19 protein-coding genes are annotated in these 21,814 nt (G+C 65.5%); 8 read left to right on the top strand and 11 right to left on the bottom strand.

Going from position 1 to position 21,814, the window contains the following annotated elements; genetic code table 11:
- Nucleotides 1–230: 230 nt before the first annotated feature.
- Genes I6F24_RS17285 through I6F24_RS17295 form a run of 3 tightly spaced genes read right to left on the bottom strand, consistent with a single transcriptional unit; the run spans nt 231 to nt 3,449 of the window.
- Complete coding sequence (locus I6F24_RS17285; RefSeq protein WP_057027761.1) at nt 231–1,427, bottom strand: acyl-CoA dehydrogenase family protein; 1,197 nt, start codon at nt 1,425–1,427, stop codon at nt 231–233.
- Nucleotides 1,428–1,440: 13 nt separating this feature from the next.
- The gene (locus tag I6F24_RS17290; RefSeq protein ID WP_225151113.1) at nt 1,441–2,589 is read right to left on the bottom strand and encodes an acyl-CoA dehydrogenase; all 1,149 of its coding nucleotides are present in this window, start codon (nt 2,587–2,589) and stop codon (nt 1,441–1,443) included.
- A 5-nt stretch (nt 2,590–2,594) separates the two neighbouring features.
- Complete coding sequence (locus I6F24_RS17295; protein ID WP_036028670.1) at nt 2,595–3,449, bottom strand: enoyl-CoA hydratase; 855 nt, start codon at nt 3,447–3,449, stop codon at nt 2,595–2,597.
- A gap of 143 nt (nt 3,450–3,592) precedes the next feature.
- Between I6F24_RS17295 and I6F24_RS17300 the strand changes: the two genes are divergently transcribed.
- From I6F24_RS17300 to I6F24_RS17325, 6 genes are all read left to right on the top strand, one after another.
- Complete coding sequence (locus I6F24_RS17300) at nt 3,593–4,201, top strand: LemA family protein (RefSeq protein ID WP_225151115.1); 609 nt, start codon at nt 3,593–3,595, stop codon at nt 4,199–4,201.
- A gap of 131 nt (nt 4,202–4,332) precedes the next feature.
- Nucleotides 4,333–5,247 (top strand): YgcG family protein, encoded by a 915-nt coding sequence (locus I6F24_RS17305; protein WP_036009682.1) that lies wholly within the window; start codon nt 4,333–4,335, stop codon nt 5,245–5,247.
- Between the two features lie 5 nt (nt 5,248–5,252).
- On the top strand, nt 5,253–5,750 hold the full coding sequence (locus I6F24_RS17310; protein ID WP_036009684.1) for a TPM domain-containing protein: 498 nt from the start codon (nt 5,253–5,255) through the stop codon (nt 5,748–5,750).
- Nucleotides 5,751–6,063: 313 nt separating this feature from the next.
- Complete coding sequence (locus I6F24_RS17315; RefSeq protein WP_036028667.1) at nt 6,064–7,059, top strand: hypothetical protein; 996 nt, start codon at nt 6,064–6,066, stop codon at nt 7,057–7,059.
- Nucleotides 7,060–7,152: 93 nt separating this feature from the next.
- A complete protein-coding gene (locus I6F24_RS17320; protein ID WP_225113939.1) occupies nt 7,153–8,691 on the top strand; it encodes a hypothetical protein in 1,539 nt (512 codons plus the stop codon).
- A 79-nt stretch (nt 8,692–8,770) separates the two neighbouring features.
- Nucleotides 8,771–8,935 (top strand): hypothetical protein, encoded by a 165-nt coding sequence (locus I6F24_RS17325; RefSeq protein ID WP_193374981.1) that lies wholly within the window; start codon nt 8,771–8,773, stop codon nt 8,933–8,935.
- A gap of 168 nt (nt 8,936–9,103) precedes the next feature.
- Here I6F24_RS17325 and I6F24_RS17330 read toward each other — a convergent pair whose 3' ends face one another.
- The 3 genes from I6F24_RS17330 to putA all read right to left on the bottom strand — a co-directional run bounded on the left by I6F24_RS17330 (nt 9,104) and on the right by putA (nt 14,236).
- Nucleotides 9,104–9,751 (bottom strand): glutathione S-transferase family protein, encoded by a 648-nt coding sequence (locus tag I6F24_RS17330; RefSeq protein ID WP_225151117.1) that lies wholly within the window; start codon nt 9,749–9,751, stop codon nt 9,104–9,106.
- Nucleotides 9,752–9,915: 164 nt separating this feature from the next.
- Entirely contained in the window at nt 9,916–11,121 is a 1,206-nt protein-coding gene (locus I6F24_RS17335; protein ID WP_109145231.1) for a CoA transferase, read from the bottom strand.
- Nucleotides 11,122–11,236: 115 nt separating this feature from the next.
- The gene (putA, locus tag I6F24_RS17340) at nt 11,237–14,236 is read right to left on the bottom strand and encodes a bifunctional proline dehydrogenase/L-glutamate gamma-semialdehyde dehydrogenase PutA (RefSeq protein ID WP_225151119.1); all 3,000 of its coding nucleotides are present in this window, start codon (nt 14,234–14,236) and stop codon (nt 11,237–11,239) included.
- A 114-nt stretch (nt 14,237–14,350) separates the two neighbouring features.
- Here putA and I6F24_RS17345 point away from each other — a divergent pair, with 114 nt between their 5' ends.
- Nucleotides 14,351–14,812: an Lrp/AsnC ligand binding domain-containing protein gene (locus I6F24_RS17345; RefSeq protein ID WP_036009699.1), complete on the top strand. Its 462-nt coding sequence runs from the start codon at nt 14,351–14,353 to the stop codon at nt 14,810–14,812.
- 172 nt (nt 14,813–14,984) lie between these two features.
- Here the strand turns inward: I6F24_RS17345 and I6F24_RS17350 are convergent, their stop codons facing one another.
- The 4 genes from I6F24_RS17350 to I6F24_RS17365 all read right to left on the bottom strand — a co-directional run bounded on the left by I6F24_RS17350 (nt 14,985) and on the right by I6F24_RS17365 (nt 18,862).
- Nucleotides 14,985–15,185, bottom strand: coding sequence for a cold-shock protein (locus tag I6F24_RS17350; protein ID WP_008563500.1), 201 nt, complete (start codon nt 15,183–15,185; stop codon nt 14,985–14,987).
- A 208-nt stretch (nt 15,186–15,393) separates the two neighbouring features.
- The gene (locus I6F24_RS17355) at nt 15,394–15,702 is read right to left on the bottom strand and encodes a cytochrome c (RefSeq protein WP_036028658.1); all 309 of its coding nucleotides are present in this window, start codon (nt 15,700–15,702) and stop codon (nt 15,394–15,396) included.
- 12 nt (nt 15,703–15,714) lie between these two features.
- Entirely contained in the window at nt 15,715–16,914 is a 1,200-nt protein-coding gene (locus I6F24_RS17360) for a molybdopterin-dependent oxidoreductase (RefSeq protein ID WP_036028656.1), read from the bottom strand.
- A 220-nt stretch (nt 16,915–17,134) separates the two neighbouring features.
- Nucleotides 17,135–18,862 (bottom strand): adenylate/guanylate cyclase domain-containing protein, encoded by a 1,728-nt coding sequence (locus I6F24_RS17365; RefSeq protein WP_225151121.1) that lies wholly within the window; start codon nt 18,860–18,862, stop codon nt 17,135–17,137.
- Between the two features lie 192 nt (nt 18,863–19,054).
- On the opposite strand from I6F24_RS17365, the gene I6F24_RS17370 reads away from it, so the two are divergent.
- A complete protein-coding gene (locus I6F24_RS17370; RefSeq protein ID WP_036028647.1) occupies nt 19,055–20,617 on the top strand; it encodes a glycosyltransferase family 39 protein in 1,563 nt (520 codons plus the stop codon).
- A gap of 8 nt (nt 20,618–20,625) precedes the next feature.
- Here I6F24_RS17370 and I6F24_RS17375 read toward each other — a convergent pair whose 3' ends face one another.
- Nucleotides 20,626–21,753 (bottom strand): pyridoxal-phosphate dependent enzyme, encoded by a 1,128-nt coding sequence (locus I6F24_RS17375; protein WP_225151123.1) that lies wholly within the window; start codon nt 21,751–21,753, stop codon nt 20,626–20,628.
- Nucleotides 21,754–21,814 lie beyond the last annotated feature (61 nt).

A 21,814-nucleotide genomic window follows, 5' to 3' on the forward strand; every position in this document is an offset into this window, starting at 1 on the left:
TGCGCAGGCTATTGCACCAAACTCAGCTCGTCGTCCCGGGGCGCGCAAGGCGCGAGCCCGGGACCCATAACCACAGGGAGTGGTTTGGCGAAGACTCGGAGTGACCAGCTCGCCCCATAACCTCTCCCTGGGGTTATGGGTCCCCGCCTTCGCGGGGACGACAGCGGAGATCGGAGCACAGGCGCTCGCCATATCCCGGATTTCGCTGCGCTCCATCCGGGCTACATGCCCTAAATCCCCAGCATCATCTTCGCGATAATATCCCGCTGGATTTCCGAGGTGCCGCCAAAGATGGTGTAGGCGCGGCCGTTGAGATATTCCGGCATCACCGTCAGCATCTCCTCAGGCGTCGCCGGCTCGTGGTTGAGCCTGTAGAGCGGGCGCATCGGCTCGACGGCGAGGGCGTCATGGCCGATCACGTCGGCCCCTAACCGCGTCACGGCCTGGCGGATCTCGCTGTTGCGCAGCTTCAGGATCGACGACACCGCGCCGGGATTCTGGCCGGTCTGGAGTGCCGAGAGCACGCGCAGCTCCGTCATCTCGAGCGCGTCGATGTCGACCTCGACCTCGGCAATCCGCGTCGCGATGTCGGGGCTGTCGATGGCGCGGCCCGTGAGGTCGGACTCGGCAAGATCGGCAACCGCCTTCAATCCTTCGCGCAGCTTGGCCGAGGCGATGCCCGCGCCGCGCTCGAACTCGAGCAGATATTTGCCGTAGGTCCAGCCCTTGCCTTCCTCGCCGACGCGGTTGGCGACGGGCACGCGGACGTCGTCGAAGAACACCTGGTTGACCTCGTGGTCGCCGCCGATGGTGAGGATGGGACGGATGGTGATGCCCGGCGTCTTCATGTCGATCAGGATGAAGCTGATGCCGTCCTGCTGCCGCGGCCCATCGCTGGTGCGCACCAGCGCGAACATGCGGTTGGCGTGATGGGCGTGCGTGGTCCAGATCTTGGTGCCGTTGATGATGTAGTCGTCGCCGTCGCGCACCGCGCGCGTCTTGAGGGACGACAGATCTGAGCCGGAGCCCGGCTCGGAATAGCCCTGGCACCAATAATCCTCGCCGGAGAGAATCCGCGGCAGGTAGAAATTCTTCTGCTCGGGGCTGCCGAAGCCGATGATGACGGGCCCGACCATCTTCACGCCCATCACGTTGACGTTGGGCACGCCGGCGCGGGCGCATTCAGTCTCGAAGATCCAGCGCTGCGCCGGCGTCCAGTCGGGGCCGCCATATTCGACCGGCCAGCCCGGCGCGCCCCAGCCTTGGGCGTGCAGCGCGCGCTGCCAGGCCATGCCGATGTCGGGATCGGAGAACACCGATGGCGTCAGCGCGGTCGCGCGCTTCATTTCCTCGGTGAGATTCTTGGCGATGAAGCCGCGCACCTCGCTCTGGAAGGCGCGCTCCTCGGCATTGAACGACAGGTCCATGATGCGCTCCTTGTTAAGCAGAGATGGCCCTGCGGCTCAGCTCGGCGTGGCGGGCATAGTGATGCGCGCTGCCGCCGAACAGCGTGTCGAACGCGACGAGGCGCTTGAAATAGGCGCCGACCTCAAGCTCCTCGGTGACGCCCATGCCGCCATGGAGCTGGATCGACTGCTCGCCGACGAAGCGCGCGCATTTGCCGATCTTCGCCTTCGCGCCCGAGGCTGCCCGGGCACGCTCGATCGGCGCGCTATCGGCCTTCAACGCCGCGCGCAGCGCCATCGAGCGGGCCTCGTCCACCTGCATCGCCATGTCGGCGAGGCGGTGGCGGATCACCTGGTTGGCGGAGAGCGGCCGGCCGAATTGTTTTCGGATCTTGGTGTAGTCGAGCGTGGTGTCGAGCAGCGTCTGCATGATGCCGACAGCTTCCGCACCGAGCGCGGCCATGGCGCGATCGATCGCCCATTCGATCGCGGGCACGGCGTCGCTGCCGTCGCCGAGCAGGGCGTCTTCCGGCAGATGCGCGTCGAACAGCTCGATGTTGCAGGCGCGTCCGCCGCCGAGACGGGGATAATCACTGATGACGAGGCCTGACGTCGTCGCCTGCACGAGGAACAGGCCGATCCGGCCCGAGGGGCCCCGATGATCGTGGATATGCGCGGAGACGATGATCTCGTCGGCGGCATGTCCGTCGAGCACGGCGATCTTGCTGCCGGAAAGGCGCCAGCCTTGCCCGGTCTTGTTGGCGCTGGTCGTGACCTTGGCAAGATCGAACCGGGCGGCGCGCTCCGAATGCGCCAGCGCAAGCTTCAGTGATCCGTCCGCCACCTTGGGCAGGCTCGCCTGCTTCTGCTCGCTGGTGCCGCATCTGGCGATCAGCGCGGCCCCGAGCACGATTGTTGCGACATAAGGTTCAGAAACCAGGCCCCGGCCGAAGGCCTCCATCAAGATGCCGATGTCGACCGCGCCGCCGCCGAGCCCGCCGAACTCTTCCGGAAGCGGCAGCGCCAGCCAGCCAAGCTCGGCGAACTGCTTCCAAACGGCCGGGCTGAAGCCGAGCGGATCATTCGCGATTCTGCGGCGGTGGTCGGCATCGTAGCTTTCGGCCACGAATCGTTCCGCGCTCTCGCGCAGCAACTTTTGCTCGTCACTGAGATTGAGATCCATCGCGTCTACTCCGCGGCGGCCGGCGGCTTGCGCACGGAGGGATGCAGGCCGGATGGATCGACGATCATGCCGAACTCCTGGAGATTGTGCGCGTGGCAGAGCTGATGCAGCGCGAAGGCCTGGTCGATCGCGGCCGGCTGGCCCATGACGTCGACCGAGCGGTTGACCGCCTCCTTGGTCAGCTTCAGCGCGAAGGACGGTTTTGTCGCGATCCTTCGCGCCAGCTCCAGCACGCGCGACGACAGCTCGGCGCGCGGCACGATTTGGTTGACCATGCCGAGCTGGTGCGCCTCCTGCGCGCTCCAGCTGTCGGCGGTGAACAGGAACTCCTTGGCCTTGCGAGGCCCCAGCTCCCAGGGATGCACGAACCATTCGACTCCGCACACGCCCATGGTGACGACGGGATCGCAGAACTGCGCATCGTCGCTGGCGACGATGAGGTCGCAGGCCCAGGCCAGCATCAAGCCGCCGGCGATGCACTTGCCATGCACCTCGGCAATGGTGGGCTTTGCCAGATTGCGCCAGCGCCGGGTGATCTGGAGATAAATCTCCTGCTCGCGGGCGAACCGGCCATGGGCGTTCGGCTCGGCGAAACCACCCCAATTTCCAATCGGCGGGAAATCGACCCCTGCGGTATTCTTGTCTCCGGGGCGCAGGTCGTGGCCGGAGGAGAAGTGCGGGCCGTTCCCGGCGAGAATGATCACCTTGACCGCATCGTCCTGCACCGCCGCGTCGAAGGCGGCGTTGAGGTCGTAGGTCATTTGCAGGTTCTGCGCGTTGCGCGCCTCGGGCCGGTTCATCACGACACGGACGATCGCCGGCTCAGGCCGTTCCACGAGGATGGTCTCGAACGAGGACATCGCGTTCCCCCTGGTGTTTCCGCTCTTGTTTTCCCGGAGTTGACTATGTCGGCCGGTGCGAGGCAAGAGGCTTGCGTCAGCCTGCTGCTTTTCTCAGGCGCGCAATCTGATAGTTTGCGCCGGATTCCACCGGGAGAAATTTAATGCGCAAGATCCTGACCGTGCTGGCCGCCCTGGCCTCGCTGAGCCTGACCAATTGCGGCTACAACGCGATCCAGAGCGAGGACGAGCAGATCAAGGGCAATTGGTCCGAGGTCGTGAACCAGTATCAGCGCCGCGCCGATCTCGTGCCCAATCTCGTCAACTCGGTGAAGGGCTTTGCCCAGCAGGAGAAGGACGTGCTGCTCGGCGTGACCAATGCACGCGCCAAGGTCGGCAGCATTCAGGCGACGCCGGAGGTGCTGAACGATCCCGCCGCGTTCCAGAAATTCCAGGCCGCGCAGAGCGAGCTCTCCAGCGCGCTGTCGCGCCTCCTGGTCGTCACCGAGAACTATCCGCAGCTGAAGTCCGATGCCCTGTTCAAGGATTTGATGTCGCAGCTCGAGGGCACCGAGAACCGCATCACGGTGGCGCGCAACCGCTACATCAAGGCGGTGCAGGATTATAACGTCACCGTCCGCTCGTTCCCGACCAATCTCACCGCGATGGCGTTCGGCTACAAGGAGAAGCCGAACTTCTCTGTCGAGAACGAGAAGGCGATCTCGATCGCGCCGAAGGTGGACTTTAACGCGGCGCCGGCGCCGTCGAAGTAAGCGCGTCGTTTCGAATGCGCGCCCCACACTCCGCTGTCATTCCCCGCGAAGGCGGGGAATCCAGTACGCCGCAGCCTCTCCGCATCCCACGGGCGTCTCTGGAATACTGGATCGCCCGGTCAAGCCGGGCGATGACAGCGAGGATTTGGTGGGCGCATCGAGCGATCGCCTCTTTTGTGTTCGCCATCGCCCTCCTCCTCACCTTTGCCTTCCCCTCCCATGCCGACGTCGCCGTCCCCCAGCTCACCGGCCGTGTCGTCGATCAGACCGGCACGCTCTCCAGCAGCGACATCGCCACGCTCACGCAAAAGCTGCGCGACTTCGAAAACCGCAAGGGCAGCCAGATCGCTGTCCTGATCGTCGCGACCACGCAGCCGGAGACGATCGAGCAATTCTCGATTCGCGTCGCGGAGGCCTGGAAGATCGGTCGCAAGAAGGTCGACGACGGCGCGATTCTCGTCGTCGCCAAGAACGACCGGCATTTGCGCATCGAGGTCGGCTACGGTCTCGAAGGCGTGCTCACCGACGTCACCTCTCGGCGCATCATCGACGAGGCGATCACCCCCAAGTTCAGGAGTGGCGATTTCGCCGCGGGCATCAGCGCAGGCGTGGACCGCATGTTGCGGGTGATCGACGGCGAGCCGCTGCCGTCACCCTCGCGCAGCGTCAACTTCGCCCACAATAGTCTGGATGATCTGGCGCCGGTGTTTGCGGTGGCGCTGTTTGCCTCGATCGGCGTCGGCGGGTTCTTCCGCGCCATCCTGGGGCGGCTGCTCGGATCATTGGTGACCGGGGGCATCATCGCAGCGGTAACCTGGCTCATTCTCGGCTCCGCGGCGCTCGCGGCGGCTGTCGGCATCCTCGGCTTCATCGTCGGATTCATCGCCGATCTGTTTTCGGCGATCACGCCGGGCACGGGCCGCTCGCGCGGCGGCTCGTGGTCGAGCGGCTCCTCCGGCGGATGGAGTAGCGGATCGTCGAGTAGCGGCGGCTTCAGCGGCGGCGGCGGCAGTTTTGGCGGCGGCGGCGCCTCGGGGAGCTGGTAGCGATCATGAGCATCAAGCGCATTGCCCGACATCTCGTGCAGCATCACTGGCGGGCGAAGCAGATCTTTCCGCAAGCGGTGCTCGACCGCATCGAGCAGGCGATCAAGCGCGGCGAAGCCACCCATTCCGGCCAGGTCCGCTTCGTCGTCGAAGGGGCGCTCGACGGCGGCCCGCTGTTCCGCAACCAGCCGGCCCGCGAGCGCGCGCTCGACGTGTTCTCGCATCTGCGTGTCTGGGACACCGCCCACAACAATGGCGTTCTGATCTATCTCCTGCTCGCGGACCGCGACGTCGAGATCATCGCCGATCGCGGCATCGACGCGAAGGTCGGCGCGGAGGGTTGGGAGACGATCTGCCGCGCGATAGAGGCCGAGTTCAGATCGGGCCGGTTCGAACGCGGCGTGATCAGTGGCATCGAGGCCGTCTCGCGCGAAATGGCAAAGCATTTTCCTAAGCAAGGGCCGCATGCGAACGAGCTGCCGGATGCTCCCGTCGTGATGTGACGGATAGTGATTTGATCGGAGCGCGCGCGGCGCGCTCCGTCATTGCGAGGAGCCCTTGCGACGAAGCAATCCAGACTGCCTCCGCGGAGTTGCGCTCGCAATGACGCCATGGGGGCCATTCCGCCCCCGTTCATCTTCCCCCGATTACGAACTGTTTCACGCCCGCCACACCGGTTCCACTTTCCCGGCCCAATTCGGCCCCGGATGAATTCCTAAAATTTCGGTAAGCGGGTCCCGAGGTAAGGATTTCGCAAGCAATGAAAGTTACCAAAAGGTCAACCGAGACTGGAGTATTTGAGCCGTGAGCGAACCAATGCCCGAGCAGGCTGCCCAGGATTCCGCTGCCATCGACGCGGCAGCGCCGCAGGCCATCGAGGCTGCCGCGGGTATCGAGGCCCCCTCGATCGCCCCCGACCACGAAGCGCCGCCCAAGCCCGATCCGGTCAAGGCGGACGCCCCGAAGATTGAGCCGCCGCGGATCGAAGTGCCGAAGTTTGAGGCCAAGACTGACGCCAAGACTGACGCCAAAGCTGAGGCCAAGCCCGAGCCGAAGCACGGCAAGCTCATCGTCATGCCGCCCGCCGACCGCGCCTGGGAGCGCGAGGAGTTCGCCCCGCATGGGAAGGCCGACGAGCCGCGCGAGTCCGGCAGCAAGCGCCGGCTGTCGGCGATGGCCGCGGTGGTGGCGATTGCCGCCAGCGTCGGCGCGATCAGCGGCGCGCTTGCGACCGCCGGCATGATGCGTTTCGCCGCACCCGCCCCGGGTCCGGTCCAGGTCGCCGATACCAGCGCGCTGGATGCGTCCGTGGCGCGGATCGACGCCGACCTCGTCGCCCTGAAGGCCAATGTCGAGCAGAGCTCGAAGACCGGCCTCACCCAGTTCAACCGGGCCAACGACCGCCTGGACAAGCTCGAAAAGGCGCAGGCCGAGCCGCTGGCCAGGATCGCAAAGCTGTCCGAGGCCGTCGACAAGCTCCGCGCCACGCCGCCCGCCGCGCCTGCGCAGGCCGCTGCAGCGGTGCCCAAGGAGACCACCGGCTCGATCGCGCCGACGCAGGTCGCGACCGCGGCGGCCGCACCGGTCCCGGCGCCCGCAGCTCCCAAGACCGAAGTTGGGCGTCTGCCGACGATCGAAGGCTGGCGGCTGCGCAGCGCCGGCAATGGCGGCGCGCTGATCGAGGGCCGCGACGGCCTCTACGAGGTCTATCCCGGCGACCCCATCCCCGGCGTCGGCCGTGTCGATGCGATCCGCCGCCAGGATGGCCGCTGGGTGGTCGTCACCTCGAGGGGGCTGATCACCGGACGCTGAGCGTCCGATATCCGACTTTCGAAGAGGCGCTTCACTGCGATGTGAGGCGCCTTTTTGCTTGAATAGGTGTCCTTGCGCGGTGTTACCTCAGGCATGGGCCGCGCCTTGCGAATTCTCGTTGCTGCCGCCGCATTGCTGGGCGGTGTGGTTTCGCTGTTCGCAGCGGAGAATGCCGCGCTGACGCGCGGCACCGCGATTACCGATCCCGATCTCCTGCGCAAGCTCGACCAGAACAACACGCTGACGATCTCGCGTCTTTTGTCGCCGGAGCGGAATTCGGACGTCCCGCTCACGACCGAGCCGATGTTCGCCTCGCTGCCGCAGCTGAAAGACATTCTGCCCGCGATCGATGCGGAATTCGACCGCTATATCGCATGGTTCAGGGCGACCTATCCGGGCGAGACCATCGGCGTCGGCGAGGGTTTCGACGTACAATTGTTCGATCGGGCCAATCTGAAATCGCGCGAGGCGCGCTTCGTGCTGGCCGGCATCGTCAATCGCATGGATCGTGCCTATGTCTCGGAAGAGTCCTGTGGCGAGATCCGGCTGATCTATCGTCTGGCGCGCTTCGACAGCGGGCCGGATGGCGGCAAGACCGCAACGCGCCTGCCGATGACATTCAACCTCGTGATGAAGGCGCGCGATGGGCGCCAGACGGATGCGAACGGCAAGCCGATCAGCTGCGCCGAGATCGCGCGGCGCTGGCTCGACAATGGCGACTGGCAGGGCTTGATCGGCGGTCGCGCTCCGCCTGACGACGCCATGCTCGACAGCATCGAGACCAATATCCAGGTCTCGGTCGCGCCGAAATCGGCGCTGCATGATTTCCGCTCCGACTATCTTCTCAAGGTGTTCAAGTACAATGCCGCCACCAGGACATTCGTGGAATCGACGCTGGAGAACCAGATCGACCGCGATCGCATTCTTGCTGACGATGCGCTGCGGCGCGACTTCAAGGCCTGGCTGCTCGCGCCGGAGAACTTACGCGCGTTCGATCGCGGCACCGTGTTGATCCCGGAGAAATTCCTGGCCAGGGCCGCAATCGTGCCGACCCCCGCCGGCCTCGACGCCTCGGCGTTGCAGCCGGAGTTCGGCATGATGCAGGGGGAGGGCAAAGGCGATCCCGTCTTCACCGACAATGACGTGGTCGGCGCGCTGAAGCAGGCGGCGGCACGCGGCCTCGACATGCAGAACGTCCGTTCGGTCGCAGGCTTCCAGCGCCGTCTCAACGACGTCACCTGCACCGGCTGTCACCAAACCCGTGGCATCGGCGGCTTCCATTTCCCGGGCGTCGATTGGCTTGCGGACAGACCGTCGAATGCCGCCATCGTGGCGGCCTCGCCACACTTCTTCGGCGACCAGCTCCGCCGCCGCGACATCCTGACCGCGTTCGCGGCCGGAAAGATCCCTGATTTCTCACGCGGATTTGCCAGTCGGCCGCAGACCCGCGGCAGTCGCGAGCTCGCCGGCAGCGAATATCAGGACGGCTGGGGCGCGCATTGTTCCCTGCAAGATCCGGGATCGGGAACGCCGGACAGGAGTTTTACGTCATGGAGCTGTGCTAGCGGTCTGACCTGCCAGGCCGCCGCGGCCTCGCGCCGCATCGGCATGTGCTTCATCAAGACGCGTTAGCGCGTGATCCAGGAAAAGTGTGGAGCGGTTTTCCGAAGGATCACGCGCAAGATAAAGTCTCAAGCGATTTGGATGACCCATGACGGATACCGGCAACGCCAACAAGGCGCGCAATCGCGAGATCGCGCGGAACGAGGAAGTCAAGCAGGTCACCGGCAGCGCCCGCGTCAGCATCTGGGCCGTTGCGGTGGCCGTCATCGTCGGCGGCATTCTGTTCACGCTCGGCTGGCTGTCGTTGAGGTGAGCTTGCTTACCTCTCCCCGCTTGCGGGGAGAGGTCGAATTCGATCGCAGATCGAATTCGGGTGAGGGGGTACAGGTCTCACGATAATCTCAGGTGTGGAGAGAAGCCCCTCACCCAACCCTCTCCCCGTAAGAACGGGGAGAGGGAGAAGAGAGAGAAGAGAGAGTCCTCACGTCGCGTAGTTCGTCATCCGTTTTCCCGGCAGCAGCTCGTAGGCCTGCTTCCAGCCCCGCAGCGCGGCCATGCGGCCGAGCCAGGCGTGGATGGCGGGATGGCTCGATGCGAAATCGAAGCCATGCTCGTCGCTGGGATAATGCAGATAGGCCATCATCGAGATGTCCGCGACCGTCGGCCTTGCGCCGATCGCGAATGCATTGTGCTGGAGATGGCCGTCGAGGATACCGAGAAAGTCTTCGAGCCGCCGGCGAAAATGCTTCAGCACCTGCGGATCGTTTTTCTCGGTGAAGGCGCGCATGAAGCGGTAGGTCGCCATGTAGCCGGTGAGCTTGTGGTTGTCCCAGAATAGCCAGCGCAAGAGCTCGAACTTCTCGTCCTCCGTCTCGGCGCCGAAGCGCCCGTATTGCTCGGCCAGCTTCAGCAGCAGCGGCGCGGTCTGCGTCATCTTCACGCCGTCGATCTCGAGCACGGGAATCTCGCCCATCTCGTTGACGGCCTTGCGCCACTCCGCCGTGCGCGTGACGCCGCCGGCAAAATCGGTCCAGACCGGCTCAAACGTCTCGCCGCAGAGCGTCAGCATCAGCGCCAGCTTGTAGCTGTTGCCGGATTCGGGGAAGTAGTGCAGGCGGTAGCTGGGCATGGGACCTCGCGGCACTGTGTGTTGCCGATTGTTATAGCGAGATAGTCCGGCATCGTCATTGCGAGCGCAGCGAAGCAATCCAGAATCTTTCCGCGGAGACAGTCTGGATTGCTTCGTCGCAAGGGCTCCTCGCAATGACGGTGTTCGGAGCAACCGACTCGGCCTTACCCCACAGCTCCCGACCCCCGCAGCGCCTTGATCGCCGCCTCGTCAAATCCCGCCCCGCGCAAAATCTCGTCACTGTGCTCGCCGACGGCTGGCGGCTTGCGCGGCTGCACCTTCTTGGCGCCGTCGATCCAGATCGGGCTGTTGATGGTCAGCATGGTGTCGTTCTCGAACGGCACCAGCACCTCGTTGTCGAGCATCTGCTTGTCGTTGGGGATGTCGTCCAGGATGGCGACGACGCCGAACACGAGGCCGTTACCGTCGAGGATTCTCCGCCATTCGGCGAGATCCCTGGTGGCGAAGGTCTCGTCCAAAATCCTGATCAGCTCGACCGAGCGGGCGTGACGGTCGGCCTTGGTGACGAAGCGAGGGTCGTTGATCAGATCCTCACGGCCCAGGCATTTGGCCAGCGTCGGAAACTGCTTCTCCTCATTCAGCAGCGACAGGATCAGCCAGCGGCCGTCCTTGCACTGGTAATGATTGGCCACCGCGTTAAGCGCGCGCTCGCGCGGGCGCCGCTCGCCGAACTTGGCGCCGCAGAGCTTGGCCTGCGCCAGCACGCTCGCGGCCCACACCCCGTTCGCCATCAGGTTGGAAGCGACGTGCGAGCCCTTGCCGGTCTTCTCGCGCTGATACAGTGCGGTGACGATCGCGCCGTAGAACGCCATGGCGCAGGGATGGTCGCCCATGCCCGCGACCGAGCGCGCCGGCGTGGTGTCGGTGTCGGCGCGGACGAGATCCATCAGGCCGGACCGCGCCCAATAGGCGTTGCTGTCGAAGCCGGGTTTGTTGGCTTCCTCGCCCTTCTCGCCATAGCCGGTGAAGGAGGCGTAGATCAGCCGGTCGTTGAGATGGGCGAGATGATCATAGGTGATGCCGAGCTTGGCGCGCACCGGCGGCGGCATGTTGGTGATGAAGACGTCGGCCTCCGCCACGAGCTTGTAGAGCACGGCTTGCGCCTCCGGCTTCGACAAGTCGAGCGCGATGCTCTTCTTGTTGCGCGCCTCCAGCAGCCAGGCGAAATTGTGCTCGCCTGAGGGATAGCCCGGCAGGTTCGGCAGGTTGCGATAGGGGTCGCCAGTGCCGGGCGGCTCGATCTTGATAACGTCTGCGCCGAAATCCGACAGCACGGTCGCGGCCGCGGGCGCTGCGATGAAGCTCGCGCAGTCCAGAACCTTCAGGCCTGCAAAAATGCCCTTCTCCATCGCGGCGTCGCTCCCTCGCTTCAATCGTTTCCCGCGCGCTGGAATTGGCGCGGGCGCGTGATGAGAGCATTAGACCGATGTTTTGCCGGGATGCAACGGCGCGTGGCGCAGGGCCTCACTCCTCCCCCGCAAGCAATGCGGCATTGCCGCCGGCCGCAGCCGTGTTGATCGTCACCGTCTGCTCGGTGGCAAAGCGCGCGAGGTAGTGCGGGCCGCCGGCCTTGGGGCCGGTTCCGGACAGGCCGCTGCCCCCGAACGGCTGCACGCCGACCACGGCGCCGATCATGTTGCGGTTGACGTAGATGTTGCCGACCTGGACGCGGTCGACGATAGCCTCGATGGTGTCGTCGATGCGCGAATGGATGCCGAGGGTGAGCCCGTAGCCGGTGCGCGCAATCGATTGCAATACACGTTCGAGGTTCTCCGCGCGATAGCGCACGACATGCAGGATCGGGCCGAACACCTCTTCGGTGAGCTGACCGGCCTCCTTGATCTCGAAGATATGCGGCGCGACGAAGCAGCCATCCGGCGCGGTGCCCGCAAAATGCAGCCGCGCCTCGCGCTTCATCCGCGCGATATGCGCATCGAGGCGCTGCTTGGCCTCCTCATCGATCACCGGACCGACATGGGTCGCGACATCCGCGGGATCGCCGATCTTCAGTTCGCGCGCGGCGCCCGCGATCATCTCGACCATGCGGTCGGCGACATCCTCCTGCGCGAACAGGAGCCGCAAGGCCGAGCAGCGCTGGCCTGCGGAGCGGAACGCAGAGGTCACGACGTCGTCGGCGACCTGCTCGGGCAGTGCGGTCGCATCCGCGATCATGGCATTGATGCCGCCGGTCTCCGCGATCAGCGGCACGATCGGCCCGTCCTTGGCCGCCAGCGTCCGGTTGATCTGGCGCGCGACCTCGGTCGAGCCGGTGAAGACTACTCCGGCGACATCAGGATGCGCGGTGAGGACGCCGCCGATGCGGCCGTCGCCGGTGACGAGATGCAGCGCGCTTCTGGGGATGCCGGCCTCGTGCAGCAGGGCAACGGCCTCGCGCGCGATGCGCGGCGTCTGCTCGGCGGGTTTCGCCACCACGCTATTGCCGGCCATCAACGCCGCGGTCACCTGGCCAAGGAAGATTGCGAGCGGAAAGTTCCACGGCGAGATCGCGACGAACACGCCGCGGCCGCGCAGGCTAAGCACATTGCTCTCGCCGGTCGGGCCGGGCATGGCGGCATCGTTTCCGAACAGCTTGCGGCCCTGCGCGGCATAGTAGCGGCAGAAGTCGGCGGCTTCGCGCAGCTCGGACAGAGCGTCGTCGAGCGTCTTGCCGCCCTCGGCTTGCAGCAGCGCGATGAAACGGGCGCCGCGGGTTTCCAGAAGATGCGCGGCCTGCTCCAGCGCCGCCGCGCGCGTGCCTGCAGGCGTCCGGCTCCAGCTGCCAAAGCCGGCGCGCGCAGCCGTCACCGCCGCGTTGGCCTGATCCGGTGTTGCGTCAGCGACAGGCTTAAGCTCGGCCGCCGCGGCCTTCACGTCCGTCAGGAGCCCGTCGAGTGCGGCACGCTCACCGAATTCGACGCCGCGCGAATTGCGCCGATCCGGCGCGAACAGATCTGCCGGCAACGGAATCTTGGCATGAGGTGCCTGTTGCGCCCGGCCGATGGCATCCGCCGGGCGCTGCAGCAGCGCCGAAACCGGCACGCGATAATCGGCCGCCTGCGCCACGAAGGACGAGTTGGCGCCGTTCTCCAACAGGCGCCGCACCAGATAGGCGAGCAGGTCGCGATGGCTGCCGACCGGCGCATAGGTGCGATAGGCGATGTCAGGATGATCCTTTGCGAGTTGCTCGTAGAGCGCTTCGCCCATGCCATGCAGGCGCTGGAACTCGAAGCCGCCGCCATCTGCTGCGAGCTCCAGCACGGTCGCGACCGTCAGCGCGTTGTGGGTGGCGAATTGCGGGAAGATGCGCGGCCGCAAGGCGAGAAGCTTCGTCGCGCAGGCGACGAAGTTCAGATCGGTCATCGCCTTGCGCGTGAACACGGGATAGCCGTCGAGCCCGCGCTCCTGGGCGCGCTTGATCTCGGTGTCCCAATAGGCGCCCTTGACCAGGCGCACCATCAGCTTGCGGTCATACGCGCGGGCGAGTTCATCGACATAGTCGATCACCGCGCTGGCGCGCTTCTGATAGGCCTGGATCGCGAGGCCAAATCCGTCCCAGCCGGAAAGCGAGGGATCGGCGAGCGTCGCCGCGATCACGTCGAGCGACAGCTCCAGCCGGTCGGCTTCCTCGGCATCGACGGTGAAGTTGAGGTCATGCGTCTTGGCGCGCTGCGCAAGGTCCAGCAATAGCGGCACCAGCTCGGCCATCACGCGGCCGCGGCTGATCGCCTCGAAACGCGGATGCAGCGCCGAAAGCTTGACCGAGATGCCGGGCCGGTCGGGCAGGGGATGGTTGCCCGAAGCCTTGCCGATCGTGTCAATCGCGCTGGCATAGGCGTCGAAATAGCGCTTGGCATCGGCGGCCGTGCGCGCGCCTTCGCCGAGCATGTCGAAGGAATAGCGCGGCTTCTGGCCCGAGCGCGGCCGAGCCCGCTCCAGCGCCTGCTCGATGGTCTCCCCTAACACGAAATGGTTGCCCATCAACCGCATCGCCTGGCGCGTCGCGGTGCGCACCGCCGGTGCGCCGAGCCGCTTCACCAGCCGGCCGATGGTGCCGTCGGGCGTCTCGCCGGGCTGGATCACCCGCGCCGACAGGCCGAGCGCCCAGGCCGAGGCGTTGACCAGGAACGCGGTGGACTTGGTCTCGTGATGGATGAAATCGCCCTCGCCGAGCTTGTCCTCGATGAACTGGTCGGCCGTGCGCGCATCGGGCACGCGCAGCAGCGCCTCGGCCAGCACCATCAGCGCCAGCCCCTCCTTGGTCGAGAGCGCGAACTCCCGCAGCATGTCCTCGACCCCGCCGAGCCGGTCGTCGCGCTTGCGGATCGCCTCGATCAGCCGCGTCGCGAGGCGGTCGATCCGGGCCTCCCGTGCCGGGATGAGATGCGAGGCCGGCAGAACCTTTGCGGCGATCTCGGAATCATCGGGGGCGTAAGGCGCGGAGAAGGGGGGCGGGATGTTCGGCATGGCGTGTCCTGTGGCTGAAATCCAGGATAAGGCCCGCGTGACCGTAGTTCGATAGACAATTTAGCCAGTTTGCCTTAGAAAATGAAGAGGATTAGCCATTTGGCCGGATAAGATATGGAACTCGATCGAACAGACCGGAAAATCCTCTCGATCCTGCAGGAGGATGGGCGCATCGCCAATGTCGAGCTCGCCGAGCGCATCGGGCTGTCGCCGACCTCGATCGGCGAGCGGTTGAAGCGCCTGCAGCGCGAGGGCTTTGTCGAAGGCTATGGCGCGCGGCTCAACCCGCACCGGCTCGGCCTTGGGCTCCTGGTGTTCGTCGAGGTGCTGCTCGACAAGACCACGCCCGACAATTTCGAGCGGTTCGCCCGAGCCGTGAGGCTCGCCCCTGAAGTGCTGGAGTGTCACATGGTTGCCGGCGGCTTCGACTATCTTGTGAAGGCGCGGCTTGCAGACATGACCGCCTATCGACGCTTTCTCGGCGAGACCCTGCTGTCGATGCCGGGCGTGCGCGAGACGCGAACTTATGCGGTGATGGAGGAGATCAAGCGCGACGCACCGCTGCCGGTGGGTTAGCGAAGTGCAGTCGCGATTGTCATTGCTGTGGTTCGATGAGCGGTCTTCGCAAGGAAAAAATAGCTATCCTTGTGCAATCGCAACGCCTGTCGTCGAATGCACCGGCCGTCTTCTTAAATTTTCTTGGCCCGCTCCCGGACAAATCCGGGAGGCAGCAAAGGCTGGCGCGGGCTTATACTTTGAGGTTTTCCGCGGAGGTCTTGCCCCGGTTTGCGATCTCTTCGTATTCCACCGTCTGTCCCTCGTTGAGGGTCGACAGACCGGCCTTCTGCACTGCCGAGATATGCACGAACACATCCTTGCCACCCGACGCAGGCTGGATAAATCCATAACCCTTCGTCGGGTTGAACCACTTGACCGTACCTTTAGCCATCACGACTTCTCCGCGGGTCTTCCTCCGAGATCTCGAACCGCCAGTCCCCGCCAACCGGCCGGTTCGGTCCTAACAGGATACGCGGAATGTGGCAGGCTTGGTAGCTCAAACCACATCGCCATTTCGCCGAATTCCGCTCAACTTCGCGGCGTTTTTGCCGGTTCTGCCCGTTTCGCGGTCAAATGGCAGGAGCGCGTGATGCCATCCCTCAGTAGGTCGCGGTCAGATAATCGACGATCTTGCCGACATCGGCATCGTCGATCGGTGCGCCATAGACCTTGATCATCTTGGTCACCTCGGCTTGCCAGAACGCCCTCTTGTCCTTCATCGGCGGCTGCGTGGCGACGTAGTCGGACGAATGGCAGGCGCTGCAATTGCCCTGCACGACCTCGAGATTGGGACCGGGCTTGAAGGCGGCGACCTCGTCGGGGGTCTTGTAATTGACGGGCGCTGCAAGTGACGAGCCCATCAATGCGGTGACGGCGAGCGTGATGGCGAGGAGAACGATGCGCTGCATGATCAGTCTCCTTCAGGCCACGCTGACGCGAATGGTTTCGACGACGTTGCGCAAGTAACCCGCCGGGTTCCAGCGCGGCATGTCCGGCTGGGTCTCGCCGCCATTGCCGGTGGCGCGGACCTTGAGCTCGTGGCTGCCGGCCGCGAGCTTCACCGGCAGCTTCCATTCGCGGAAGGCGTACTTGCCGAGGTCCTTGCCGAGCTTGGCGCCGACCCAGGTCTTGCCGCCGTCGGTGGAGACCTCGACCTGCTTGATGCCCTTGCCGCCATCGAACGCGATGCCGCGCAGGGTCACGGCTCCCGCCTTCAGCTTGGCGCCATCGGGGACGCTGGTGATGAAGGAGCGGATGGTGAAGCGGTTGATCGGGATCGTCGCCTTTGGCGCGGTGCCCGGCTCGACCGCATTGTTCGGCGTGTCGGGGATGCGGTAGGCCGACTTCATCCAGAAGCCGTCATAAACGTCGTCGATGACGGTGATCTCGTTGAGGTGCTTGACCCAGTAGGTGCCGAAATAGCCGGGCACGATCAGGCGCAGCGGAAAGCCGTTGAGGAACGGCAGGTCCTCGCCGTTCATGCCATAGGCCAGCATCACCTCGCCGTCGGTGGCGTGATCGATGTCGAGTGCCTTGATGAAATCCGGCGTCTTGTCGTTGACCGGTCCGTCCATGCCGTTGAAGGTGACCTGCCTGGCGCCGCTGTGCACGCCGGCCATCTCCAGCACGTTCTTCAGCGGCACGCCGCGCCAGCGCGCGCAACCCATCGCGCCGTTGGCGAGCTGACCGCCGGCGACGCGCGGCTCGAAGAAGCCGCGGCTGTTGCCGGAGCACTGGTTGACGGCGACGATCTCCGTCGCCTTCATCTTGCGGATGTCCTTCAGCGACAATTTCAGCGGCTTGTCGACGTTGCCCTTGACCTCCAGCGTGAACTTGTCGGGGTTGAGATCGTAGGGTAGGTCGGAGAGGTGGTAGCGCACGAAGAACGCGTTGTTCGGCGTGATCGGGCCGTCGTTGAACACCGCAAACGGGGTCTCGAGCTGCGGCGGCCGGCTGGTCAGGCCGATCATCGGCCGCTTCTGCGGATATTTCACCAGCGGCCGTTCGCCATTGGCGAAGGGCAGGGTCACCGTGTCGAGGGCCAGCGCCTTGGTGGAATTCAGTGTGGCCGCCATGGCGGCAAGGCCTGCTCCCTTGAGCAGGTCGCGTCGATCGAACATTCTTTCTCCTCCCGGAGCTTCTCGTTGGATCGGCGGTCATCAGCACGATCCTGCGCTCATCTGTCGCAACCATTTGCGTGAAGTCAATTCGCGCTTTCGCAGCAAGCCCATGCCGCTGCGTTGCAGCAGGCCGGTGTTGTGCTCGTAACGAGATTGACGAGCAGTAGGCCGCGACGACGGTGCGCTCCCTCGCCCCGTTCTTACGGGGAGAGGTAAAGAATCACGCCGCCACGCGCTTGCTGCGATCGACCAGCGCCGCCAGCTCCCTCGCATTCGCCACCACGCGCACTGCGAGCGGCTGGTCGCGGCCGCGGATGGCGACCTCCTGCTGCGGCAGCGCATCGTCGGCAATATCAGCGGTACGGCGGACTTCGTCCGAGACGACGGCCTCGCAGGCCAGCGTCTTGGTCATGTCCTGCAGGCGGGCGGCGACGTTGACGGCATCGCCGAGCGCGGTGAAGACGATGTGATCGCGATAGCCGATGTCGCCGATGATGACCTCGCCGCCGTGGATGCCGATGCCGAAGCGGATCGGCTGGCGCAGATCGTGGCTCAGGAGATCGTTGAGCTCATCGATATGCGCAGCGATTCCCGCGGCGGCCTTCATCGCCTGCCGGCAGGCGGTTTGCGGGTCGGCCGCGAGGCCAAACAGCGCCAGCATGCCGTCGCCGACGAACTGGTTCGGCTGGCCGCCGTTCTCGATCACCGCTTGCGACACCGCGCCGAGGAAGCGGTTGACGATGAAGACCGTGTCGAAAGGCAGGCGCTTCTCGGCCAGCTGCGTCGAGCCGCGCATGTCCACGAACAGGCTGACGAGATAGCGCTCCTGGCCGATACTGGCCGATGTCGAGGCTCCGTCCGTTGCATGCGTGTGAGCTGCGAAGAGCTGGAAGAACGAGAGATCGGAGGTCGGACGCAGCTGACAGGCCAATCTGATCGAGGGATCGGCGGTGCCGACGCGGGTGAGCACGAAAGCCTCGCGCTGCGACGGAGTGGGCAGGGCATCATGATCGCCGATGATACGGATGCGGCAGGTCGAGCAGCGGGCGCGGCCGCCGCAGACGCTGGCGTGCGGCACGTTGTGGCGCAGGCTCGCCTCCAGCACCGACAGGCCCTTGGGGACCCGCACCGTCTTGCCGTTGCCGTAGGACAGCGCGATCATGCCGCCGCGCCGTTCGCGCAGGGCGCGCACGCCGCGCGCCGCCAGCACCAGTCCCAACAGACCGAAATAGCCCATGGTGAGACCGCCCGCGATGCGCTCGAGCGTGTTGCCTTCCGCAACCGTGCCGACCTTGCTGCGGGTGAGATGCTGCTTACGCCATTCGCCGTCGTCACTGTCGGCGGCGACGCTGCGGCCGCCCTGGTAGATGCCGAGCAGCGATAGCGTCGGGATCAGCACGGCGGCCGCGAGCAGATAGGGCGCCGCGCGTGTGAAGAACGGCTTCAGCCGAAGCCAGAAATAGACGCCGATGCAGCCGTGCACCCAGGCGATGAGAAGCAGGATCGTCATCTGCCAGAGCAGGCCCGGCGCCGCGACGAAGAACAAATAGAGCTCCTGCGGATACAGCTTCTCGTGTCCGTACAGCGTCTGCGCGAGCCGCACGCCGATGACATGGCCCATGACGAGGACGGGGATGCTCAAGCCGAGCACGAGCTGGAGCGGCTCGATCGTTCGCCAGCGGAACTGGCGGCGCTGATACAGCGCGTAGACGCCGAGGCCCATATGGGTGAGGGCGGCCGTGTAGAACACGATCGCGACCGGGAGGAACTGCCAGAACAGCGTGTGGTAGTAGACCCCGGTCTCCATGGCATCGACCGAGATGTTGCCGAGCGCGTGGTTGAGGAAATGACTGACCACAAAGGCGAACAGGATGATGCCGCAAACGAGTCGCACCTGCCGCACCCCGGCGGCGCGGACGACTGACATCTGTGTGGGAGCGGTGGCCATGATTCGGTTGTGTCAGGTCCTGGAGGAGACCAGCCAGCGTAACCTTTAATTTCCGATATGGACAGCCAGCAGGATCACAGGGACGACGGCCCCACATTGACTCCCCCTTCCAAGTCGGGGAAAAGCGCCGCCGTGACGATCGCTCCCGACATCTCTGCGAAGCCAGCCGGCGCCGAACGGCGTCTGATCCTCATGGCCGCAGCGATCATCGCCGCGATGACGCTGCTCCGCATCGTCTATGCCTCGGCCATCGAGCTGCGTACCGATGAAGCCTATTACTGGACCTGGTCGAAGGAGGCTGCGCTCAGCTTCCTCGATCATCCGCCCGGCATCGCCTGGCTGATCCGCTTCGGAACCGCGATCTTCGGCGACACCAATCTCGGCGTCCGCTTCGGCGGCATCGTCGCGATGCTGGTGACGCAGCTGCTGCTCGCCGACATCGTCCGCCGCCTCACCCATGATGCGCGCGCGATCGTGTTCGCGGTGCTGATGCCGGAGGCCGCGCTTTATTACGGCCTGTTGATGGCAAAGGTCGCGCCCGACGTCGCGATGATCCCGTTCGCGGTCGCGATGATGTGGTCGCTGGTGCGGCTGGCGCAAAGCGGCGACGGCCGCTGGTGGCTGGCGGCCGGTCTGTTCGCGGGCCTGGCGATGCTGTCGAAATTTACTGTGATCATGTTCGCGCCGGCCGTTGCCGCCTTTCTGCTGGTGCCGGATTGGCGCTGGCGCTGGCTGCGCAGTCCGTACCCCTATCTCGCCGTCCTGGTCGCGATAGCGGTGTTCTCGCCGGTGCTGATCTGGAACGTGCAGCACGACTGGGCCTCGTTCCGTTTCCAGGGCGTGCGCGCCACCGCCAATTACGGCGTCTCGCTGCGTACGATCGGCGATTACATCGGCCTGCAATTCGGCCTGGTCGGCTTCGTCTTGCTGCCGGTGGTGCTGACGGGCCTGGTGCTGACGGCGTGGCGCGGCTATCGCACGCGCGAGCCGGTCGCGATCCTTTTGTCGACGGCGGTGCTGGTGCCGTTCGCCTACTTCCTCTTCAAGTCGCTGACGCTGCGCGTCGGCGACACCTGGCCGATGTTCATGTGGCCAGTCGGTTTTGCCGCCACCGCGGTCAATCTCGTCACGATGAGGAAAGAGGGATGGTCCGCCCGGATGCTGAGGTCCTCGCTGTTCTGGGCCAGGACAGCGATCGTCTCAGGCATCGCCTTCGTCATCATCGTGTTCCTCTACTACGTTGCCGCGCCCTGGAATCTGCTCGGCAAGATCGACCCGATCGGCGCCGAGGCCGGCTACGACCAGATCGCCGCGCAGGCCCAAGCCGCCCTCGACGCAACAGGCGCGACCTGGATCGCAACCACGGACTACCGCACCTACGCCATGATGCGCTGGCTGTTCCGGGGCCGCGTGCCCGTGATCGAGCTCAACGAGCGCGGCCGCTTCCAGGACTTCCGCGATCCCGGCATGGACAGGATCAAGGGCCATGCCGGCATCTATGTCGGGCGCGAGCCGGACAACCGCGCATCACTGTGGGAGCACATTCCGGCGCAGCGCGAGCAACTCGCCACGGTCGAACGCCGCTGGCGCGGCGTCGTGACGGACACCTATATGATCGAAAAGCTCACCGGCTGGACCCCGCAGCTCTCGCCGCCAAAGGACTCGCCGCTGTTCCAGTGGAAGGTGCTGGCGGACGCCGGCGGGCGCTCGCGTTCTCTCTCCAAGCCTCTCCAGGAGCCTGGAGCGGGAGGGTAAGCGCGAGCCTACTGCACGAGATCGGCGACGGTGGTTGCGGCCTTGAGGCCGGTGCCGGTGAGAACGGCCACCGTGGTCTCGTTCGCATTGATGGCGCCGGTTGCGGCGAGCTTGTCGAGCGCCGCAGCCGCGCTGGCGCTGGTCGGCTCGGCAAACAGGCCCTGGCGCGCGAGGCGGCGCAGGGCGGCGACGATCTCGTCCTCGGTGAGCGCGATGGTGCCGCCGCCGCTCTCGCGCAGGGCGGCGATGATCTCACGCAGGCGGAGGGGAGTCTTGATCGCGGTGCCCTCGGCAACGGTCTTGCTCACCCTGCGCGCGACGGGCGTATCGACACCGGCCTTGAAGCTTGCATCGATCGGCGAGCAATTGAGCGGCTGCGCCGCGAACAGGCGCGGCAGTTTCGAGATCTGCCCGGCCTTCAACAGCTCGCGGAAGCCGAAGGCGCAACCCAGCAGACTGCTGCCGGCGCCGACGGGAATGATGACGTTGTCGGGCGCGCGGAAGCCGAGATCTTCCCAGATCTCGTAGGCCAGCGACTTGGTGCCTTCGAGGAAGAACGGCTGCCAATTGTGGCTGGCGTAGAAGGTCTGGCTCGACTGGCGGATGGCGTCGGCTTCGGATTCCTCGCGCGGGCCCTCGACGAGCTGCACGCTCGCGCCGTAGGCGCGCACCTGCGCGATCTTGGCCGGCGACGTCGAGGCCGGCGCCAGAATCTTGACGCGCATGCCGCCGGCCGCCCCCAGCCCCGCCATCGACGAGCCGCCGTTGCCGGAGGAATCCTCCAGAATGGCGTCGACGCCGATCTGTCGCAGGAACGACAGCATCACCGCCGAGCCGCGGTCCTTGAAGCTGCCGGTCGGGTTGAACCATTCGAGCTTGAACAGCGGGCGCAGCGCGCCCCAGTCCTGCTGGGCCAGCGGCGTGCAGCCCTCGCCGAGCGTGATCGGGTTCTCGATCTCGACCGGCAGCGCCGCCCGATAGCGCCACAGCGAGCGCGTTCGGCCATCGATGTCCTCGCGTGAGATGCCCGCCCCCGGCGTCACCAGCAGCGGCGTGCGCTCGTCCGAGCACCAGCGCGGCTGGTCCAAGGGATAGAGCTTTCCGTTGCGGGGATCGATGTAGCTGGCGGCAGGCATAGCAGTCTCCAAGGCAGGGCAGCGCGGTGCGCCGAACTTGAAGCCCACCGCACGAAACGAA

Origin of the sequence: Bradyrhizobium sp. BRP23 (assembly GCF_020194135.1) — a bacterium.
Classification (GTDB): domain Bacteria; phylum Pseudomonadota; class Alphaproteobacteria; order Rhizobiales; family Xanthobacteraceae; genus Bradyrhizobium; species Bradyrhizobium yuanmingense.

What these genes read in the sequence shown, in the direction of transcription:
- I6F24_RS17285 (WP_057027761.1), bottom strand. Translation starts at nt 1,427, where the DNA reads ATGGACCTGTCGTTCAATGCCGAGGAGCGCGCCTTCCAGAGCGAGGTG.
- I6F24_RS17290 (WP_225151113.1), bottom strand. Translation starts at nt 2,589, where the DNA reads ATGGATCTCAATCTCAGTGACGAGCAAAAGTTGCTGCGCGAGAGCGCG.
- I6F24_RS17295 (WP_036028670.1), bottom strand. Translation starts at nt 3,449, where the DNA reads ATGTCCTCGTTCGAGACCATCCTCGTGGAACGGCCTGAGCCGGCGATC.
- I6F24_RS17300 (WP_225151115.1), top strand. Translation starts at nt 3,593, where the DNA reads ATGCGCAAGATCCTGACCGTGCTGGCCGCCCTGGCCTCGCTGAGCCTG.
- I6F24_RS17305 (WP_036009682.1), top strand. Translation starts at nt 4,333, where the DNA reads ATGACAGCGAGGATTTGGTGGGCGCATCGAGCGATCGCCTCTTTTGTG.
- I6F24_RS17310 (WP_036009684.1), top strand. Translation starts at nt 5,253, where the DNA reads ATGAGCATCAAGCGCATTGCCCGACATCTCGTGCAGCATCACTGGCGG.
- I6F24_RS17315 (WP_036028667.1), top strand. Translation starts at nt 6,064, where the DNA reads ATGCCCGAGCAGGCTGCCCAGGATTCCGCTGCCATCGACGCGGCAGCG.
- I6F24_RS17320 (WP_225113939.1), top strand. Translation starts at nt 7,153, where the DNA reads ATGGGCCGCGCCTTGCGAATTCTCGTTGCTGCCGCCGCATTGCTGGGC.
- I6F24_RS17325 (WP_193374981.1), top strand. Translation starts at nt 8,771, where the DNA reads ATGACGGATACCGGCAACGCCAACAAGGCGCGCAATCGCGAGATCGCG.
- I6F24_RS17330 (WP_225151117.1), bottom strand. Translation starts at nt 9,751, where the DNA reads ATGCCCAGCTACCGCCTGCACTACTTCCCCGAATCCGGCAACAGCTAC.
- I6F24_RS17335 (WP_109145231.1), bottom strand. Translation starts at nt 11,121, where the DNA reads ATGGAGAAGGGCATTTTTGCAGGCCTGAAGGTTCTGGACTGCGCGAGC.
- putA (WP_225151119.1), bottom strand. Translation starts at nt 14,236, where the DNA reads ATGCCGAACATCCCGCCCCCCTTCTCCGCGCCTTACGCCCCCGATGAT.
- I6F24_RS17345 (WP_036009699.1), top strand. Translation starts at nt 14,351, where the DNA reads ATGGAACTCGATCGAACAGACCGGAAAATCCTCTCGATCCTGCAGGAG.
- I6F24_RS17350 (WP_008563500.1), bottom strand. Translation starts at nt 15,185, where the DNA reads ATGGCTAAAGGTACGGTCAAGTGGTTCAACCCGACGAAGGGTTATGGA.
- I6F24_RS17355 (WP_036028658.1), bottom strand. Translation starts at nt 15,702, where the DNA reads ATGCAGCGCATCGTTCTCCTCGCCATCACGCTCGCCGTCACCGCATTG.
- I6F24_RS17360 (WP_036028656.1), bottom strand. Translation starts at nt 16,914, where the DNA reads ATGTTCGATCGACGCGACCTGCTCAAGGGAGCAGGCCTTGCCGCCATG.
- I6F24_RS17365 (WP_225151121.1), bottom strand. Translation starts at nt 18,862, where the DNA reads ATGGCCACCGCTCCCACACAGATGTCAGTCGTCCGCGCCGCCGGGGTG.
- I6F24_RS17370 (WP_036028647.1), top strand. Translation starts at nt 19,055, where the DNA reads ATGGCCGCAGCGATCATCGCCGCGATGACGCTGCTCCGCATCGTCTAT.
- I6F24_RS17375 (WP_225151123.1), bottom strand. Translation starts at nt 21,753, where the DNA reads ATGCCTGCCGCCAGCTACATCGATCCCCGCAACGGAAAGCTCTATCCC.